This is a genomic window from Herminiimonas arsenitoxidans (genome assembly GCF_900130075.1).
Lineage (GTDB): Bacteria > Pseudomonadota > Gammaproteobacteria > Burkholderiales > Burkholderiaceae_D > Oxalicibacterium > Oxalicibacterium arsenitoxidans.
The window spans coordinates 2,762,469-2,782,862 of sequence record NZ_LT671418.1 but is presented as its reverse complement, the minus strand read 5'-3'; the positions used below and the strand labels follow the sequence as shown (position 1 = coordinate 2,782,862).

The 20,394-nt window shown below is 50.6% G+C and carries 13 protein-coding genes; all 13 read right to left on the bottom strand.

Annotated features, from left to right (window positions below; all coding sequences use genetic code 11):
- Positions 1-3: 3 nt before the first annotated feature.
- The 13 genes from rplB to rpoB all read right to left on the bottom strand — a co-directional run bounded on the left by rplB (position 4) and on the right by rpoB (position 20,302).
- On the bottom strand, positions 4-831 hold the full coding sequence (rplB, locus tag BQ6873_RS13105) for a 50S ribosomal protein L2 (protein WP_076593035.1): 828 nt from the start codon (positions 829-831) through the stop codon (positions 4-6).
- A complete protein-coding gene (gene rplW / locus BQ6873_RS13100; protein WP_076593034.1) occupies positions 831-1,148 on the bottom strand; it encodes a 50S ribosomal protein L23 in 318 nt (105 codons plus the stop codon). The genes rplB and rplW overlap by 1 nt, the downstream gene beginning before the upstream one ends.
- Positions 1,145-1,765 carry a 50S ribosomal protein L4 gene (gene rplD / locus BQ6873_RS13095; protein ID WP_076593033.1) on the bottom strand — a complete coding sequence of 207 codons (621 nt, stop codon included), beginning with the start codon at positions 1,763-1,765 and terminating at the stop codon, positions 1,145-1,147. Before rplD ends, rplW begins: the two co-directional genes overlap by 4 nt.
- A gap of 3 nt (positions 1,766-1,768) precedes the next feature.
- On the bottom strand, positions 1,769-2,443 hold the full coding sequence (gene rplC / locus BQ6873_RS13090) for a 50S ribosomal protein L3 (RefSeq protein ID WP_076593032.1): 675 nt from the start codon (positions 2,441-2,443) through the stop codon (positions 1,769-1,771).
- A 210-nt stretch (positions 2,444-2,653) separates the two neighbouring features.
- Positions 2,654-2,986: a 30S ribosomal protein S10 gene (gene rpsJ / locus BQ6873_RS13085; protein WP_012081250.1), complete on the bottom strand. Its 333-nt coding sequence runs from the start codon at positions 2,984-2,986 to the stop codon at positions 2,654-2,656.
- Positions 2,987-3,072: 86 nt separating this feature from the next.
- Positions 3,073-4,263 (bottom strand): elongation factor Tu, encoded by a 1,191-nt coding sequence (tuf, locus tag BQ6873_RS13080; protein WP_076593020.1) that lies wholly within the window; start codon positions 4,261-4,263, stop codon positions 3,073-3,075.
- A gap of 135 nt (positions 4,264-4,398) precedes the next feature.
- A complete protein-coding gene (fusA, locus tag BQ6873_RS13075; RefSeq protein WP_076593031.1) occupies positions 4,399-6,507 on the bottom strand; it encodes an elongation factor G in 2,109 nt (702 codons plus the stop codon).
- Between the two features lie 124 nt (positions 6,508-6,631).
- Entirely contained in the window at positions 6,632-7,102 is a 471-nt protein-coding gene (gene rpsG, locus BQ6873_RS13070) for a 30S ribosomal protein S7 (protein ID WP_012081253.1), read from the bottom strand.
- A 136-nt stretch (positions 7,103-7,238) separates the two neighbouring features.
- Positions 7,239-7,622 carry a 30S ribosomal protein S12 gene (gene rpsL / locus BQ6873_RS13065; RefSeq protein WP_011872533.1) on the bottom strand — a complete coding sequence of 128 codons (384 nt, stop codon included), beginning with the start codon at positions 7,620-7,622 and terminating at the stop codon, positions 7,239-7,241.
- Positions 7,623-7,920: 298 nt separating this feature from the next.
- Entirely contained in the window at positions 7,921-9,045 is a 1,125-nt protein-coding gene (locus tag BQ6873_RS13060; protein WP_076593030.1) for a hemin-degrading factor, read from the bottom strand.
- A 71-nt stretch (positions 9,046-9,116) separates the two neighbouring features.
- Positions 9,117-11,390, bottom strand: coding sequence for a TonB-dependent hemoglobin/transferrin/lactoferrin family receptor (locus tag BQ6873_RS13055; RefSeq protein ID WP_076593029.1), 2,274 nt, complete (start codon positions 11,388-11,390; stop codon positions 9,117-9,119).
- A gap of 310 nt (positions 11,391-11,700) precedes the next feature.
- On the bottom strand, positions 11,701-15,945 hold the full coding sequence (rpoC, locus tag BQ6873_RS13050) for a DNA-directed RNA polymerase subunit beta' (RefSeq protein WP_076593028.1): 4,245 nt from the start codon (positions 15,943-15,945) through the stop codon (positions 11,701-11,703).
- Between the two features lie 250 nt (positions 15,946-16,195).
- Complete coding sequence (rpoB, locus tag BQ6873_RS13045; RefSeq protein WP_076593027.1) at positions 16,196-20,302, bottom strand: DNA-directed RNA polymerase subunit beta; 4,107 nt, start codon at positions 20,300-20,302, stop codon at positions 16,196-16,198.
- Positions 20,303-20,394 lie beyond the last annotated feature (92 nt).

Here is a 20,394-nt window from a genome sequence, read left to right as displayed (position 1 = left end):
TCCTTATTTCTTGCCGCGGCGCGAGACGATCATAGAAGTCGTGCGCTTGTTGCGACGCGTCTTCTTGCCTTTTGTCTGCTGGCCCCATGGCGACACTGGATGACGACCTGCTGCCGTTTTACCTTCACCACCACCGTGTGGGTGATCGACCGGGTTCATGACCACACCGCGAACGGTAGGACGAACACCACGCCAGCGCATCGCACCTGCTTTACCGATTTTGCGCAGGCTATGCTCAGCATTGCCAACTTCGCCAACGGTTGCACGGCATTCGATATGCACGCGGCGAACTTCACCGGAGCGCAAACGAACTTGAGCGTAAGTACCATCACGCGCCATCAACACAACGCCAGCACCAGCGGTACGTGCCATTTGAGCACCTTTACCTGGCAACATTTCGACGCAATGCATAACGGTACCGACTGGGATGTTGCGGATCGGCAGGCAGTTACCTGATTTGATCGGCGCTTCCGAGCCATTCATCAATTGATCACCGATCGCCATACCTTTGGTTGCGATGATGTATTGACGCTCACCATCCGCGTACAAGACCAACGCGATGTTAGCCGTGCGGTTTGGATCGTATTCGATACGTTCCACTTTCGCAGGGATACCATCTTTAGTGCGTTTGAAGTCGATAACGCGATAGTGCTGCTTATGACCACCGCCGATGTGGCGAGTAGTGATGTGACCGTTGTTATTACGACCAGCAGTTTTCGATTTCTTTTCGAGCAAGCCTGCGAATGGACGGCCTTTGTACAGGTCGGCATTAACGACCTTGACCATGCCACGACGACCAGGCGAGGTCGGCTTGACTTTAACGAGTGCCATTATTTAGCCTCCTCGGTGAAGTTGATTTCTTGACCTGGCTTCAGGCACACAAACGCACGACGTGTGTGGTTGCGGCGACCATTGAAGCGGCCCGAACGTTTTTGTTTACCTTGACGGTTGGCAACTTGAACAGATTCAACTTGAACCTTGAACAGCAACTCAACTGCAGCCTTGATTTCTGGCTTGGTAGCATCTGGCATTACGAGGAAAACAACTTGTTCGTTCTTTTCAGCAACGAAAGTAGCTTTCTCGGAAATAACCGGCGCCAACAACACTTTCATCAAGCGTTCTTCGCTATATTTCTGAATCGCGCTCATGCCAGCATCTCCTCAATCTTGGCCAATGCCAATTTCGTGATCAGGATCTTTTTATAGAACACTAACGAAACTGGATCAGCGTGACGTGGCTCACAAATCAGCACGTTAGGCAGATTACGCGACGCCAACAACAGATTTTCGTCCAGGCTATCAGTAATGACGAGCACTGAATCCAAACCCATATCTTTCAATTTTTGCGACAAGAGCTTGGTCTTAGGCGCTTCAACTGACAGGTTTTCGATTACGGAGAGACGACCTTCGCGAGCCAACTGGGAGAGGATCGAGCAAACACCTGCGCGATACATCTTCTTGTTAACTTTGTGCGAGAAATTTTCATCAGGCGAGTTCGGGAAAATCCGACCACCACCACGCCACAAAGGCGACGACGACATACCAGCACGAGCGCGGCCCGTACCTTTTTGACGCCATGGCTTTTTAGTCGTGTGATGAACTTCTTCACGATCTTTTTGCTTGCGATTACCGCTACGTGCGTTGGCTTGATAGGCAACGACGACTTGGTGAATCAGCGCTTCGTTGTAATCGCGACCGAAAATAGTATCCGGTGCAGCAACGTTTGAAGACGATTGACCTTGGTCATTCAGGAGCTTGAGTTCCATAGATTAAGCCCCCTTCTTTGCTTTGACTTTAACAGCAGGCGAAACAATCACCTGACCGTTTTTTGCACCAGGAACAGCACCTTTAACCAGCAACAACTGGCGATCAGCATCAATACGAGCGATCTCAAGGTTTTGTATGGTGCGAGTAACGTCACCCAAGTGACCGGTCATGCGCTTACCAGGGAAAACACGACCTGGATCTTGCGCCATACCGATGGAGCCTGGAACATTATGCGAACGGGAGTTACCGTGGGTAGCGCGACCGGAACCGAAGTGGTAACGCTTGATAACACCAGCGTAACCCTTACCGATCGACACACCTTGCACGTCTACTTTTTGACCGACTTCGAACAAGCTAGCAGCGATAACATCGCCAACTTTCAGTTCGGAAGCAGCAGTAGCGGCAATGCGGAATTCTTTGAGCACTGAGCCAGCTTCAACACCAGCTTTGGCGAAATGGCCAGCAGATGCTTTGTTGACACGGGAAGCACGACGGCTACCGAAGGCGACCTGAACAGCCGAATAACCATCGACTTCAGACGTTTTGATTTGCGTCACACGATTGTTAGACACGTCCAACACGGTCACAGGAATTGAATCCCCGTCATCCGTGAAGATGCGCATCATACCAACCTTGCGACCAAGCAGGCCTTGGCCTTTATCTTGGTTTTGGTTCATTTTTTCTCCATTCCCACCTACGATTGGGCGGGGCTGATATTTGAAACTACGAGTACCACAAGGATTCCAAAGCGGAATCCTTAGCGAAGCCCGAGATTATAACTGGTGTACAGCACTTCCACAACACCTAAATGTGTGAATTGTTGTTCCCAGCCTTCAATTGCCGGGCTGGAACATCATCATTCGAGCCCAACCCAGCAATCTTTACAATTATTGCAACTTGATTTCTACGTCAACGCCAGCTGGCAGATCCAGTTTCATCAATGCATCAACTGTTTTGTCCGTTGGATCAACGATGTCCATCAGACGAACGTGAGTACGGATTTCGAATTGATCGCGCGATGTTTTGTTGACGTGCGGCGAACGCAAAACGTCAAAACGTTGAATGCGAGTTGGCAGTGGCACTGGGCCCTTGACGACTGCGCCGGTACGTTTCGCTGTATCAACGATTTCGAGTGCCGACTGATCGATCAAACGATAGTCGAATGCTTTCAGACGAATACGGATCTTTTGGTTTGGAGCTGATTTCGGTGCTGTTGACATTTTATTTCCTTAAAAGAGCGAGCCGCGAGCGGATAAGCACTCGCGGCGATATTTAAGTGACAGTTACCTGTCACTTAGTCGGTTTATTACTCAATAATTTTAGCGACGACACCAGCGCCGACGGTACGACCGCCTTCACGGATAGCGAAACGCAGACCTTCTTCCATCGCGATCGGGTTGATCAACATTACTGTGATCGACACGTTGTCGCCTGGCATAACCATTTCTTTATCCTTCGGCAACTCGATCGAACCAGTTACGTCCGTTGTACGGAAGTAGAACTGTGGACGGTAGTTGTTGAAGAATGGTGTGTGACGGCCGCCTTCGTCTTTCGACAGTACGTAGATTTCGCCTGTGAAATGTTTGTGTGGCTTGATCGAACCTGGCTTTGCCAGAACTTGACCACGTTCCACGTCTTCACGCTTGGTACCACGCAGCAATACGCCGACGTTGTCGCCTGCTTGACCTTGGTCGAGCAATTTGCGGAACATTTCAACACCAGTACAGGTGGTGACTTGGGTGTCACGGATACCAACGATTTCGAGGGCTTCGCCAACTTTGACGATACCGCGTTCGATACGACCGGTAACAACGGTACCGCGACCGGAGATCGAGAATACGTCTTCTACTGGCAACAGGAATGCGCCGTCAACTGCGCGTTCTGGTGTTGGGATGTAGCTGTCGAGGGCTTCTGCGAGCGCCAGGATTGCTTGTTCGCCCAATGGACCTGTGTCGCCTTCGAGTGCCAACTTAGCGGAACCTTTGATGATAGGCAAGTCGTCGCCTGGGAATTCGTATTTGGAGAGGAGCTCACGCACTTCCATTTCGACCAATTCCAGCAATTCTGCGTCATCGACCATGTCTGCTTTGTTCAAGAAGACGATGATGTATGGAACACCAACTTGACGCGACAACAGGATGTGTTCGCGAGTTTGTGGCATAGGACCGTCTGCTGCGGAGCAAACCAGGATCGCGCCGTCCATCTGTGCAGCACCAGTAATCATGTTTTTAACATAATCAGCATGGCCTGGGCAGTCAACGTGGGCGTAGTGACGGTTTGCTGTTTCGTATTCGACGTGTGCGGTGTTGATCGTGATGCCGCGCGCTTTTTCTTCTGGCGCTGCGTCAATTTGATCGTACGCTTTAGCTTCGCCGCCAAATTTCTTCGACAACACGGTCGCAATCGCTGCCGTCAATGTGGTTTTACCATGATCGACGTGACCAATTGTGCCCACATTCACGTGCGGCTTGGTCCGCTCGAATTTGCCTTTTGCCATTTTATTCTTCCTTCAAAAAGAACGATTTATTTACAGTAGGACATCCCTCATGGGAGGCCCATCAACATTTACTTGCTATCGACCAAGGAGCTTTGCAAAACTGCTCTGCTCGCTTGGTCTTTTTTCAACGAATAATTACTTAGGCGCCTTCGATGTGACGATTGCATCGATCACGTTCTTAGGTGCTTCAGAGTAGTGCTTGAATTCCATCGAGTAGGTTGCGCGACCTTGTGTTGCGGAACGCAACGATGTCGAGTAACCAAACATTTCGGACAAAGGTACTTCGGCTTTAATGATCTTGCCGCCACCGCCCGCGATTTCATCCATACCTTGAACCATGCCGCGACGTGAGGACAAATCACCCATCACGGTACCAGCGTAGTCTTCAGGTGTTTCAACTTCAACAGCCATCATAGGTTCCAGAATGACTGGGCTGGCTTTACGGCAACCGTCTTTGAACGCCATCGATGCTGCCATACGGAACGCGTTTTCATTCGAATCGACGTCATGGTATGAACCGAAGAACAGGGTGACTTTAACGTCAACCACTGGGTAGCCCGCGAGAACACCTGAGGTCAATGTTTCACGCACACCTTTTTCAACTGCAGGGATGTATTCGCGAGGAACCGTACCACCTTTAATTGCGTCGATGAATTCGAAGCCTTTGCCCGGTTCTTGCGGTTCGATCTTCAGAACCACGTGACCGTACTGACCACGACCACCGGATTGCTTGACGAATTTACCTTCGATTTCTTCGCAAACTTTACGGATGGTTTCGCGGTATGCAACTTGTGGCTTACCGACAGTCGCTTCCACGCCGAATTCGCGCTTCATACGATCAACGATAATGTCCAGATGCAATTCGCCCATACCAGCGATGATGGTCTGACCTGATTCTTCATCGGTACGCACGCGGAACGATGGATCTTCAGCCGCCAAACGGTTCAAAGCCAAGCCCATTTTCTCTTGGTCAGCCTTGGTTTTAGGCTCAACAGCTTGAGAAATAACTGGCTCAGGGAAAATCATGCGTTCGAGCACAACGATCGCTTTGTCGTCGCACAGGGTGTCGCCTGTCGTTGTATCTTTCAAGCCAACGATCGCAGCGATGTCGCCTGCCAACATTTCCTTGATTTCTTCGCGTTGATTCGCGTGCATCTGAACGATACGACCGATACGTTCTTTCTTCTCTTTAACAGAGTTGAAAACGGTATCGCCGGAATTCAAAGTACCTGAGTAGCAACGGATAAAGCACAATTGACCAACAAACGGATCGGTTGCGATCTTAAATGCCAGTGCCGAGAATTTCTCGGTGTCTTCTGCTTTACGCACAACTGGTTCGTCATCTTCGTTCAGGCCTGGCACTGGTGGAATATCCACTGGCGATGGCAAGTACTCAACAACGCCGTCCAACATAGCTTGCACGCCTTTGTTTTTAAACGCGGTGCCGCACATCATTGGAACGATTTCGCTGGCGATAGTACGCTGGCGAATCGCTGCCTTGATTTCAGCTTCTGACAAGTCGCCTTCTTCCAAGTACTTGTTCATCAGTTCTTCTGATGCTTCAGCGGCGGCTTCAACCATGTTTTCACGCCATTTTTTCGCTTCAGCCAACAGATGCTCAGGGATGTCGCCGTATTCAAACTTCATACCTTGCGAAGCGTCGTCCCAGATGATTGCTTTCATCTTGACCAGATCGATTACGCCTTCGAACGAATCTTCAGCACCGATAGGCACTTGCATAGGCACAGGATTCGCCTTCAAACGCGCGCGCATTTGATCGTAGACTTTGAAGAAGTTTGCGCCGGTACGGTCCATCTTGTTGACGAATGCCAAACGTGGGACTTTGTACTTGTTAGCTTGACGCCAAACTGTTTCGGATTGTGGCTGCACACCACCTACTGCACAGTAAACCATGCATGCGCCATCGAGTACGCGCATCGAGCGTTCAACTTCAATGGTGAAGTCAACGTGGCCCGGGGTATCAATGATGTTGATGTGATGCGCTGGGAAGTTACCTGCCATACCCTTCCAGAAGCAAGTGGTAGCAGCGGAAGTAATCGTGATACCGCGCTCTTGCTCTTGTTCCATCCAGTCCATGGTGGCTGCGCCATCATGCACTTCACCCAGCTTGTGGTTAACGCCTGTGTAGAACAGAACGCGCTCGGTAGTCGTCGTTTTACCAGCATCAATGTGAGCCGAGATACCGATATTGCGGTAACGCTCAATGGGGGTCTTGCGGGCCATAATTAGTCCTAATTCTTTTTAATGAACAAAACCGAGCGCCATTTTTTCCAAAATGTGCCCGGCCTCGAACAAATTACACATGTGGCGAACTGCATCTGTATAGACAGACCAGCCCACCAATCTATTAGAAGCGGAAGTGCGAGAACGCCTTGTTCGCTTCTGCCATGCGGTGAACTTCATCGCGCTTTTTCATTGCGCCGCCACGGCTTTCAGCCGCTTCGAGCAATTCGCCAGCGAGACGCTGTGGCATCGATTTTTCGCTGCGCTTGTTTGCAGCTTCGCGCAACCAACGCATGGACAAAGCCATACGACGAACTGGACGCACTTCAACCGGCACCTGGTAGTTAGCACCACCAACACGACGGGATTTCACTTCAACCAGTGGTTTGCAGTTCGCGATTGCGGCTGTAAACACTTCCAGCGGATCTTTGCCGGATTTAGTTTGGATGTGCTCAAACGCACCGTAAATGATGTTTTCTGCGACCGATTTCTTACCGGACAACATCAAAACGTTAACGAATTTAGCAACATCAACATTGCCGAACTTCGGATCTGGCAGGATTTCCCGTTTGGGAACTTCACGACGACGTGGCATTTCGATTCCTTTCAATCTTCAGTTGAGGTGCAAACAACAAATTTGCTGCACACTCGCGGAGGTCATCATAACCATCCACTTACTCGGCCCATTGGGGACCGACACTCATTTCGCAGAGACTGCGAAAAACTTTTAATTACTTCTTGCCAGCTTTTGCACGCTTGGTACCGTACTTCGAACGTGCTTGCTTACGGTCTTTAACACCTTGGGTATCCAACGCGCCGCGAACCATGTGGTAACGCACACCCGGCAAATCTTTTACACGACCGCCGCGCAACAGCACGACGCTATGTTCTTGCAGGTTATGGCCTTCACCGCCGATATACGAAATTACTTCGAAACCGTTGGTCAAACGCACTTTGGCAACTTTACGCAGAGCCGAGTTAGGCTTCTTTGGAGTTGTGGTGTAAACGCGGGTACATACGCCGCGTTTTTGCGGGCTGTTTTCCAGCGCCGGCGATTTGCTCTTGACGCGTGCAGAAACACGCGGCTGGCGAATCAGTTGATTGATGGTTGGCATCGCTCTCTATCCAGCTAATACAACATTAATAATACGAACCCGAAAACGGTTGTCCGGGGACTAAAGAATCATTGCGGAAGAATTAAATCAACGCGCGGCTCGATTAACCATGAAGGAAAAAGCGCGCAGGAATTGCCAGGAAGGAACTACAACACGGCAGATCAAAGAACGCTTAAGCCCAGCAGAGCTTAAAATCGAGAACTCGCGAGTATATTCCCCAAATTATCAAGGGTCAAGGATAGTTTTCATTCGACGCCGCGCGCGATGCTTAATTGCTACGCGCACGGCAACGAAATCCTTAAGGCAAGCGTGCCAAACTGCCAACTATATCGCGCCAAACTTTGGTTTCTTCCTTGCCTTGATCGCGACGGGAGAAAAAGTTAACAACTTGCTCACCTTTCGCATCATAGAATTCCACCGAAGTAATTGTTCCGCTCTTGGCCGGGCGACGCACCACCCAGCCGTGATCGACACCTGACTGGCGCAGATGCAGATCGAAGTCCGGATCCAGCACATTAAACCAACCGTTCTTGGCCTCGGTTTTCTCGATCAGGCCGCTATAGATCTGAACCATGCCTGAGTTGCTCACAAACACCATAATCGGCTGCTCCTTCTTGGAAGCTGTTTCCAGCAGGGCTTCCACCGACTTGCCGGTGATTTTGTAAGCAGCATCGGTGCCGATCAGTTCAAACGCACGTTCGCGCGAAATACCGAAGTCATTAATCAGGCGCTGGAATTCATGCACGTCGGTCATTTCGTACCAGGCACTGCGCAGTTCCTTGATATGCATGTCGGTCAAAGGTTTCGCTGGCTTGACGGCAGCGACAGCCCAGTTCGGCTTTTGATCCGCCGCCTTGAACTCGGCCACCAGCTTGTCAAACGCCGGCACACCTTTTTCATCGTTCAGATAAACCTTGTGGATAGCCTCGCCATTCTTGTCAAAGAATTGCAAGCTGCGGCTGGTCCTGCCACCGCCACGGGGCGCGACCACCGCAAATGCATAACCCCAGCTATCCATCTTGAAGCGCAAATCGATCTCGGTACCAACGAAACCGCTACCCAGCATCACACGACCTTTATCATCCAGCTTGGGCGGCAACGCGACTGCAGTACGTTCGATGACGCCGTTTTCATTGCGTGTAATCGCCTTGATCCGACCCAGTTCGTGCATACGGTTAAACAAGGCTTTGTAAGTAGCCACATCTGAGCGCAGCAGCGTCGCACCGCGACCGATGTCGGCTGCCAGCAGTTTCGCTTCACTGACACCGAGTTTTTGCGCGACGTCTCTTGCAAACAGACCTGGTTGCTCAGCTTGCAAGGCTACTTGTTTTGCCTTGAGGGCGTCAGCATCTGCATCCGCCAGCGCCGTGCCGGACAAAGCCAACGTCGCCAGTAAAGCACTCATCAATTTTGTGTATCTCATTGTGTTTTCCTCTTTCTATAAAAAATACCCGACAGCTTTTGCAGATGCGCAAAGGTGTCGGGTTCGGGTTATTAGTATTCGATTTTTAGACTGGCATTGAGGCTGCGACCGGGAGAGGTGTAAGCATCCAAATTGCCTGCATTGCCAGCAAGCCCAAGTCCACGCACGTCATTCCAGACCCAATATTTGCGATCGAATAAATTTCGTACACCGACATTAAGACTGACGTTTTTGCTGAAGCGATAACCACTCGATAGGTCCAGAATGGCAAACGATGAAGGGACGAACGCTGGCTGCGCTTGATTAGAGACAGTTACAGTTTGTGATGCAAGGTCGCTACGCTTCTTCCCTGTGTTGTAAAGCACATCACCTTGCACAAACCAAGTTTGGTTTTTCTCATAGCGTAATCCCGCTACGACTGACAACGGAGAAATGGAATCCAGGCCGGCTTTCACACCATTCCGGTTGATGCTATCGCCTTGTGTATAAGCAAAGCCACCTCGTACCGTCCAGCCCGCATTCCAGCGCCAGTCAACGCGCCCTTCCACACCATGGATGTTTGCACGAGATGCATTGATGTATTGGTTGATAGCAGGAGTCGCAACTGAGAAGTTACCGCCAATCTGCACAAGCTCTATGAAATTTTTATATTTTCCAGCAAATGCAGCTGCGCTGTACCGTACGCGACTATCTACAAAGTCCATCTTGCCACGCAAACCAATTTCAAAAGAATTGCTGGTTTCCGCTTTCAGGTTCGGATTAGCAATTTGCATGTACGATTGATTCGGAGTACCGACATTGTTGAAGTAGGAGTTCACTTCATGTGGCGACGGCGCACGGAAACCTCGTGCATATTGCGCATAAGGCACCAACGCCGGCGTCACCTCATACACAAATGCCAATCTTGGCGAGAGCGCATTATCTTTACTACGCGAAGCCGGCTGACCATTCGCATTTGCTTGTGCGTCATAGCGCGCACTCGCTTGAGGATTTAGCTCATACGCGTCATAACGCAATCCCGGAATGACACTCAACTTCCCAAAGCGCATATCGTCCTGCACATAAGCACCAAAAATTGAGTAATTCGTTTTCGGAAATAGTTCGCAATATTGCGTTCCAGTACAAACCGTCCAACCTGTGCCGCTCGCTTGTTGACTTAGCGTGCTCCTGCTGACATCAACTCCGTACACCAGCTGATTACGCACTGAGCCGAGATCAAAACGGCTTTCAGCCATCACGCCACCGCCGATCGCCGTATCCTCATACGTTACATTGCGGAAACGCGGCCTTCCAGAACCAGTTCCGCTTTCAAAAGTATATTGATTGGTCTTTGCATCACGATAAAACAGATTGGCACGAATTTTCTGAATGGCTGTATTTTCGGCATCGTCGCGTTCGTATGCCAAACTGACACGATCACTTTGTACATTGCTCGTTGTCTGATAACCACTAACCGTCCCAACAGAAGCAGGACCGAGAGCGGACAGGCTATTAGTCGAAGTTTTATTTTCCGTTGTCGCCAACGTCAGCTTGAAGACATCTTGCGCCGTAGCACGAAACACGACACGACCCAAGGCCGACTGAGTGTCATACGTTGATGGATCAGGCGTCGTGCGAGTGCTACCGATGACATCCCGCTCACCCTTGTTATCCGTCTCTTTCCCATGCCTGGTATTTAGTAGCAACATACCCTGCCAACGCTCGCCACCGATTGCAAATGTTCCGCTCGTACCGTAACTGTTATCTACTGAGTCATAGGACGGACGTAATGCAAAGTACGTATTCTTATTGAAGATATTCAGGTAGTCCTGCGGGTCCTTAATCACGAAATTAACCGCGCCCGTCAAGCCATCACTGCCGTACATCGACGAGGCTGGCCCACGTAACACTTCTATACGTTGATACAAATCCGTATCCAAATAACTACCGCGTCCAGCACTCAAAGTACCAACGCTGAATGCTCGCGGAACCGGGATGCCATCCTCCAATAACAACACACGGTTGCCATCCAGTCCGCGAATAGTAATTCCTTCATTTCCGCCACGTCCGGCAGTGGCACTCGCTCCGCTGATACCACTGGTGCGGTTGACTGCCCGCCTTACTTCAACGCCCGGCTCATAGCGCAGCGCATCCTTGATGTCCTTAGCGTTCTGCTGCTCCATCTCTTCTGCCGTGATGACAGATACAGTCGCTGCCGCACGCGAGATGTCGCCCGAGGTACCACGTGTAGAGGTCACAGTGATTTCATCGAGCTTGCTGAGTTGTTGTGCACCTGCTTGATGTGCTGGCCATTGCTGCAAGACGAGCATGGTGGCCAAGGCGAGTTTCTTCCTGCATAACTTCATAACAACCATTCCTTTAATTGTGGATAGGTTGCTCGCGAAAGTAATGCTGGCTGCCGTAATTTTTTGGTGTTTTCGCGTGGCGGCTTCGTAAAGCAAGGCACACGATAAAAATAGCGATGTTGCCGATGGCAAACATCAGGACGTGATGATATCTTACATTCAAATGATAATCATTATTATTTGCAGATCAACTTAGAAATGAGGCTTCTATGCAACAGCTGAACGCTGTCTGCACCCAAACAGAACAAGCATAAAAAAACGGCACCAGGATTTCTCCTGATGCCGTTAGATGCTTCAACTACAGCTTGAATTACGAAGCGTCGGTATCGCTATCCGGGGTGCTTGAAACGTCAGCAAATTGCGCTTCCGCTTCCGCTGCGCGAGCAGCTTTCTCGGATTGCAACAGAGCTGTACGCTCTTCTGCTTCCCACGATTCTTTTTCCTTGCGAGCACGGTGGAATGCCAAACCGGTACCAGCAGGGATCAAGCGACCAACGATCACGTTTTCTTTCAAGCCACGCAGACCATCGCGTTTACCCATGATCGCAGCTTCGGTAAGAACACGTGTCGTTTCTTGGAACGACGCAGCCGAGATGAAGGAATCGGTCGACAACGATGCTTTGGTAATACCCAGCAATACGTTTTCGTAGGTTGCAGGAATCTTACCCGCTGCAATCACGCGATCGTTTTCGTCCAACAGTTCCGAACGTTCAACTTGTTCGCCCACGATGTAATTTGCATCGCCAGCATCAACAACTTGTACGCGACGCAACATCTGACGCACGATGACTTCGATGTGCTTGTCGTTGATCTTCACGCCTTGCAAACGGTACACGTCTTGAACTTCGTCGACGATGTAACGTGCCAGCGCTTCGATACCCAACAAACGCAGAATGTCTTGTGGATCAGCTGGGCCGTCAACAATCATCTCGCCTTTGTTCACAACTTGGCCGTCATGTACCAGCACTTGCTTGTCCTTGGTGATCAAGAACTCGTGCTTGTTGCCGTCCATGTCTGTGATTTCCAGACGTTGCTTACCTTTGGTTTCTTTACCGAACGCAACCGTACCGGTGACTTCTGCCAGCATGCCGGCATCTTTCGGCGAACGCGCTTCGAACAATTCGGCAACACGCGGCAGACCACCGGTGATGTCACGTGTTTTTTGCGATTCGGTCGGGATACGTGCCAATACTTCACCGACGGTAACTTGCTGGCCGTCTTTAACAGTAATCAGCGCACCGACTTGGAAGCCGATCGTCACTGCGTGCTCGGTACCGGCGATCTTCACTTCTTCGCCTTGTTCGTTCAACAGTTTGACCTGTGGACGCAACGTTTTGGTAACCGAACCGCGACGTTTTGCATCGATAACAACCAGAGTCGACAGACCAGTCACTTCATCGATCTGACGTGCAACGGTCGAACCTTCTTCGACGTTCTCGAATTTCACCACACCGGTGTATTCGGTAATGATCGGACGGGTCAATGGATCCCATGTTGCCAATGCGGTACCGGCTTTGATAACCATGCCGTCTTTGACGATCAGGGTTGCACCGTACGGTACTTTATGACGTTCACGCTCACGACCGTAGTCATCAGTAATCAACACTTCGCCCGAACGGGAAATGACGATCTGACCGCCTTTACCGTTGGTGACGTAACGCATCGTTGCTGTGAAGCGTACGGTACCGTTCGATTTGGCTTCCACCGACGAAGCAACTGCCGCACGCGACGCTGCACCACCAATGTGGAAGGTACGCATCGTCAACTGAGTACCTGGCTCACCGATCGATTGTGCGGCGATAACACCTACTGCTTCACCGGCGTTGACCATCGAACCGCGACCCAAGTCACGGCCATAGCACATTGCGCACAGGCCGAAGCGTGTATCGCAAGTCAATGGTGTACGTACTTTTACTTCATCGATGCCGAGGCGTTCGATTTCTTCAACCATGTCTTCGTCCAGCAATGTGCCAGCCGCGTACAGGGTTGCTTGTGTTTCAGGATTAACGATGTCGTTAGTCGCTACGCGGCCGAGGATACGGTCACGCAATGCTTCAATAACTTCACCGCCTTCAACCAGCGCTTTCATCGATGCGCCGTTTGTCGTACCGCAATCATCCTCAATCACAACCAGATCTTGCGTAACGTCAACCAGACGACGTGTCAGGTAACCCGAGTTCGCTGTTTTCAGAGCGGTATCGGCCAGACCTTTACGCGCACCGTGAGTCGAGATGAAGTACTGCAAAACGTTCAGACCTTCGCGGAAGTTCGCGGTGATCGGCGTTTCAATAATGGAACCATCCGGTTTCGCCATCAGACCACGCATACCGGCCAGCTGACGAATCTGTGCTGCGGAACCGCGCGCACCGGAATCGGCCATCATGTAAATCGCGTTGAACGATTCTTGTGTGGTTTTGGTGCCGTCGCGTTTGGTAACGTCTTCAACCTTGAGTTGATCCATCATGGCCTTGCCGACGTCATCGCCTGCTTTGCCCCAGATATCAACCACTTTGTTGTAACGTTCACCAGCAGTAACCAGACCGGACGAGTATTGCTGTTCGATCTGTTTAACTTCGCCTTCAGCCGTCGCGATGATGTTGACTTTTTCTTTCGGTACCAGCATGTCATCGACGCAAATCGAGATACCGGCACGTGTCGCCAAGCGGAAACCTGATTGCAGCAATTGATCAGCAAATACTACCGTTGCGCGCAGACCGCACTTACGGAAGGACAAGTTGATCAGACGCGAAATTTCTTTCTTTTTCAGCGCGCGGTTCAATACTGAGAACGGCAAGCCTTTAGGCAGAATTTCGGACAGGATTGCGCGACCAACTGTGGTTTCGTAACGAGTAACTGTTTTTTCGAATTCGCCGGTTTCCACATTTTTTGGATACTCGGTGATACGAACAGTGATACGCGTTGCCAGCTCAACCATTTTGTTGTCGTAGGCGCGGATGACTTCCGAAACGTCCGGGAAGATCATGCCTTCGCCTTTGGCGTTGATCGCTTCGCGGCTCGCGTAGTACAGACCCAACACGATATCTTGCGAAGGAACGATCGATGGTTCGCCGTTCGATGGGAACAAGATGTTGTTCGAAGACAGCATCAATGTGCGTGCTTCCATCTGTGCTTCGATCGACAATGGAACGTGAACCGCCATTTGATCGCCGTCAAAGTCGGCGTTAAATGCAGCACAGACCAGCGGGTGCAATTGAATTGCTTTACCTTCGATCAGGACTGGTTCAAACGCTTGGATACCCAAACGGTGCAAGGTAGGCGCACGGTTCAACATGACCGGATGTTCACGGATCACGTCTTCCAGGATGTCCCACACGACTGGTTCTTGAATCTCAACCAGTTTTTTCGCAGCCTTGATCGTTGTCGCCAAGCCCATCAATTCAAGCTTGTTGAAAATGAATGGCTTGAACAATTCCAAAGCCATCAATTTTGGCAAGCCGCATTGATGCAATTTCAGTTGTGGGCCCACAACGATAACGGAACGACCCGAGTAATCGACGCGTTTGCCCAGCAAGTTTTGACGGAAACGACCGCCCTTGCCTTTGATCATTTCTGCCAGCGATTTCAGCGGACGCTTGTTAGCGCCAGTCATCGCTTTACCGCGACGGCCGTTATCCAGCAGCGAATCGACCGCTTCTTGCAACATACGTTTTTCGTTGCGGGTGATGATTTCCGGCGCGCGGAGTTCCATCAAACGCTTCAAACGGTTGTTACGGTTGATGACGCGGCGATACAAATCGTTCAGATCGGAGGTTGCAAAGCGACCACCATCCAGCGGCACCAATGGGCGCAGTTCTGGCGGCAATACTGGCAACACTTCCATGATCATCCAATCAGGCTTGATGCCCGAACGTTGGAACGCTTCCAGCACTTTCAAGCGCTTAGCGTATTTCTTGATCTTGGCTTCGGATTTGGAATCTTTCAATTCCTGACGCAGCATTTCAGCATCGCGATCGATGTCGATAGCGCGCAGCAATTCACGGATACCTTCGGCGCCCATGAATGCGGTGAAGTCGTCGCCGAATTCTTCGTATTTAGCTGCGTAGTCGTCTTCCGACATGATCTGGCATTTTTTCAGCGGAGTCATGCCTGGATCGGTCACAACGTAGGCTTCGAAATACAGTACGCGTTCGATATCCCGCAAGGTCATATCGAGCACCATACCCAAACGGGATGGCAGCGATTTCAGGAACCAGATGTGTGCAGTTGGCGATGCCAACTCGATGTGGCCCATGCGTTCACGACGCACTTTAGCCAACGTAACTTCAACGCCGCACTTTTCGCAGATAACGCCGCGATGTTTCAGGCGTTTGTATTTACCGCAAAGGCATTCGTAATCTTTGATAGGGCCAAAGATTTTTGCGCAAAACAAGCCGTCACGTTCAGGCTTGAAAGTACGATAGTTGATGGTTTCCGGCTTCTTGACTTCGCCGTAGGACCACGAACGGATTTTTTCAGGAGACGCCAGACCAATTTTGATCGCGTCGAATTGTTCATTTTGCTGAACTTGCTTGAATAGATCGAGCAGTGCTTTCATGTATCACTCCAGTTGGCGTGAAAAAACGCTTGATGATGAGACGGTTGTGCCGGCGCTGCTTTAAACCCTGTTCGCATGGGCGGGAGAGCTAAGCTTCGCGAGCTAAGTTCCGCGCATACCGGGACAGACGACACTTCCAAAAACTGCTATTTTCGTTCTTACTATTTTTTACTGACTACTTTTACTTCAATACTAAATTTCAAGCAGCAAAGGGAGGAAGGACGTCATGTCCTTCCTCCCTTGCTTTACATCAGTCGCGTTCCAGGTCGATATCGATACCCAGCGAGCGGATTTCCTTAACGAGAACGTTGAAGGATTCCGGCATGCCGGCGTCGATGACGTGGTCGCCCTTGACGAGATTTTCGTACACTTTGGTACGGCCATTCACGTCATCGGACTTGACGGTCAACATCTCTTGCAAGACGTAAGACGCGCCGTATGCTTCCAGTGCCCAGACTTCCATCTCACCGAAACGCTGGCCACCGAACTGAGCTTTACCGCCCAGTGGTTGCTGCGTAACCAGCGAGTAAGGACCGGTCGAACGAGCATGCATCTTGTCATCAACCAAGTGATGCAGTTTGAGGTAGTGCATGTAACCGACGGTTACAGAACGCTCAAACGCTTCACCGGTACGACCGTCATACATCGTGACTTGGTTCTTGGAAGCGGTCATGCCCAATTGCTTCGCAATGTGATCTGGGTAAGCCAGATCCAACATGCGACGGGTTTCCGATTCATCAGCACCGTCAAACACCGGTGTTGCGAACGGCACGCCGTTTTTCAGGTTACCAGCCAATTCCAGGATTTCTGCATCGCTGAAGCTGTCCAGATCTTCCGTTTTGCCAGATTCGTTATAAATCGCAGCCAGGAATTTGCGCAGTTCAGCGATTTGTACTTGTGCAGTCAGCATTTCGCCAATACGCAAGCCCAGACCTTTAGCTGCCCAGCCCAAGTGAACTTCCAACACCTGACCAACGTTCATACGCGATGGAACACCCAATGGGTTCAGCACGACGTCTGCTGGTGTACCGTCAGCCATGTGCGGCATGTCTTCGATAGGCAAGATGCGTGAAACCACACCTTTGTTACCGTGACGGCCCGCCATCTTGTCACCAGGTTGCAGGCGACGTTTGACTGCCAGATACACTTTGACCATCTTCTGTACGCCTGGCGGTAATTCATCGCCTTGCGTCAGTTTCTTGCGTTTTTCTTCAAATGCCAGATCGAACTGATGGCGTTTTTCAGCGATGGATTCCTTGATTGCTTCCAAAGCATTTGCCGATGTGTCGTCTGCAGGGCGAATATCGAACCAGTGGTATTTGTCCAGATCGTCCAAATACTCTTTAGTGATTTTCGCGCCCTTAGCGATTTTCTTAGGACCGCCGTTGACGACTTTGCCGATCAACATTTTTTCCAGACGCTGGAATGCATCGCCTTCAACGATACGCAACTGATCATTCAAATCCAAACGATAGCGTTGCAGTTCGTCATCGATAATCTGTTGTGCACGTTTGTCGCGTGGAATACCTTCACGCGTAAACACTTGCACGTCAATCACGGTGCCGACCATGCCGGACGGTACGCGCAACGATGTATCTTTTACGTCAGATGCTTTTTCGCCGAAAATCGCGCGCAGCAGTTTTTCTTCCGGGGTCAGTTGTGTTTCGCCTTTAGGCGTTACTTTACCGACCAGTGTGTCGCCAGCGGTCACTTCTGCACCGATGTAGACGATACCGGATTCATCCAGACGCGCCAGTTGGTTTTCAGCCAGGTTCGAGATATCACGTGTGATTTCTTCGGCACCCAACTTGGTATCACGTGCAACAACCGACAACTCTTCGATGTGAATCGAGGTGTAACGGTCATCAGCCACAACTTTTTCAGAGATCAGAATCGAATCTTCGAAGTTGTAACCGTTCCATGGCATAAACGCGATCAGCATGTTTTGACCCAGAGCGAGTTCGCCCAAGTCAGTCGATGCGCCGTCGGCGATAACGTCATGTTTAGCAACGCGATCGCCAACTTGCACGATAGGACGTTGATTGATGTTCGTGTTTTGGTTCGAACGGGTGTACTTGATCAGGTTGTAGATATCAACACCGACTTCACCAGCTTGTGCTTCGTCGTCATTGACGCGAATCACGACGCGGCCTGCATCGATGTAATCAACGATACCGCCACGCAATGCTTGAACGGTCGTACCCGAATCGACTGCAACTGTGCGTTCGATACCGGTACCAACCAATGCTTTTTCTGGACGCAGGCAAGGAACAGCCTGACGTTGCATGTTGGCACCCATCAATGCGCGGTTCGCATCATCGTGTTCGAGGAACGGAATCAACGAAGCAGCAACCGACACAACTTGACCTGTCGCTACGTCCATGTACTGGACACGTTCTGGCGATACCAGAATCGTTTCACCAGCTTCACGTGCGGAAACCAGTTCATCGGACAACATACCAGCTTTGTCGATCGTCGCATTCGCCTGAGCGATGATGTAACGACCTTCTTCAATTGCGGACAAATAGTCGATCTGAGTCGTGACTTTGCTGCCTTCAACTTTACGATATGGGGTTTCGAGGAAACCGTATTCGTTCAAGCGAGCATACATAGCCAGCGAGTTGATCAAACCAATGTTCGGACCTTCCGGTGTTTCGATTGGGCACACACGACCGTAGTGAGTCGGATGTACGTCACGAACTTCAAAGCCGGCACGTTCACGTGTCAAACCGCCAGGTCCAAGTGCAGAAATACGACGTTTGTGCGTGATTTCCGACAATGGATTGGTTTGATCCATAAACTGTGACAACTGCGACGAACCGAAGAATTCACGGATCGCAGCCGAAATTGGCTTGGAGTTGATCAGATCATGCGGCATCAGGTTGTCGGCTTCAGCTTGGCCGAGACGCTCTTTAACAGCGCGCTCAACACGAACCAGACCAGCACGGAATTGGTTCTCAGCCAATTCGCCGACGCAACGTACGCGACGGTTACCCAAGTGATCGATATCATCGACTTCGCCGCGACCATTGCGCAACTCAACCAGAATCTTGATCACTGCCAACACGTCTTCGTTCGACAGTGTCATGGTGCCGGTCAATTCATCACGACCGATACGACGATTGAATTTCATACGGCCGACAGCCGACAAATCGTAACGATCTGCGTTGTAGAACAAGCCGTTGAACAATGCTTCAACTGAATCTTCGGTTGGCGGTTCGCCTGGACGCATCATGCGATAGATAGCGACTTTTGCAGCCATCTGATCGTTGGTGTCGTCCATACGCAGCGTTTGCGAGATGTAGCCGCCTTGATCCAGATCGTTGGTGTACAACGTTTGGATATGAGTGACTTTACCTTCGCGCAGACGCGCCAACAGGTCTTCTGTCAATTCATCGTTGGCGCTGGCAATGACTTCGCCAGTTTCTTTATCAACGATGTTTTTCGCCAGAATACGGCCCAGCAGATAGTCTTCCGGAACCGAAATATGCTTGATACCAGCAGCTTCTACGTCGCGGACGTGCTTGCTGTTAATACGCTTGTCTTTTGCGACCAGTACTTTACCGGTTTTGTCAGTGATGTCGAAACGAGCGACTTCACCGCGCAGGCGTTCTGGAACGAATGCCATCTCGGCACCATCCGAATGCAATGCGAAATCATCGAAAACGAAGAAGTTTTCGAGGATTTGTTCCGGCGTCATGCCGATAGCCTTCAACAGGATCGTGACAGGCATCTTGCGGCGACGATCGACGCGGAAGAACAGGATGTCTTTCGGATCGAATTCGTAGTCCAGCCATGAACCGCGGTAAGGAATGATACGTGCGGAGAACAGCAATTTACCGGACGAGTGCGTCTTGCCGCGATCATGTTCAAAGAACACGCCTGGCGAACGATGCAACTGCGACACGATAACGCGCTCTGTACCGTTAATCACGAAGGAACCGGTCGAGGTCATCAAAGGCAATTCGCCCATGTAGACTTCTTGTTCTTTCATTTCTTTAACGACAGGCTTGGTTGGCGATTCCTTATCCAGGATCACCAGACGAACTTTGGCACGCAGAGGTGACGCGTAGGTCAATCCACGTTGTTGGCATTCTTTAATGTTGAACGGCGGATCGCCGAGCACATATGACAAGAATTCGAGGCGCGCAAAACCATTGTGCGAAACGATAGGAAAAATCGACGTAAAGGCAGATTGCAAGCCTTCGTTTTTGCGTTGGGACGGTATTCTGTCTTCTTGCAAAAAGCCGTGGTAAGACTCGAGCTGGGTCGCCAGCAGGAACGGAACGTTGTGAACGTTAGCGCGTTTCGCGAATGATTTGCGAATGCGCTTTTTCTCAGTAAATGAGTAGTGCATGGACACTCCGTGAGTGACAGGGAAGGATAGAGAATTCAGGATTCAGGCTGCATTGCCGAATTGCAACAACACAATTCGAAACATTGAAACCT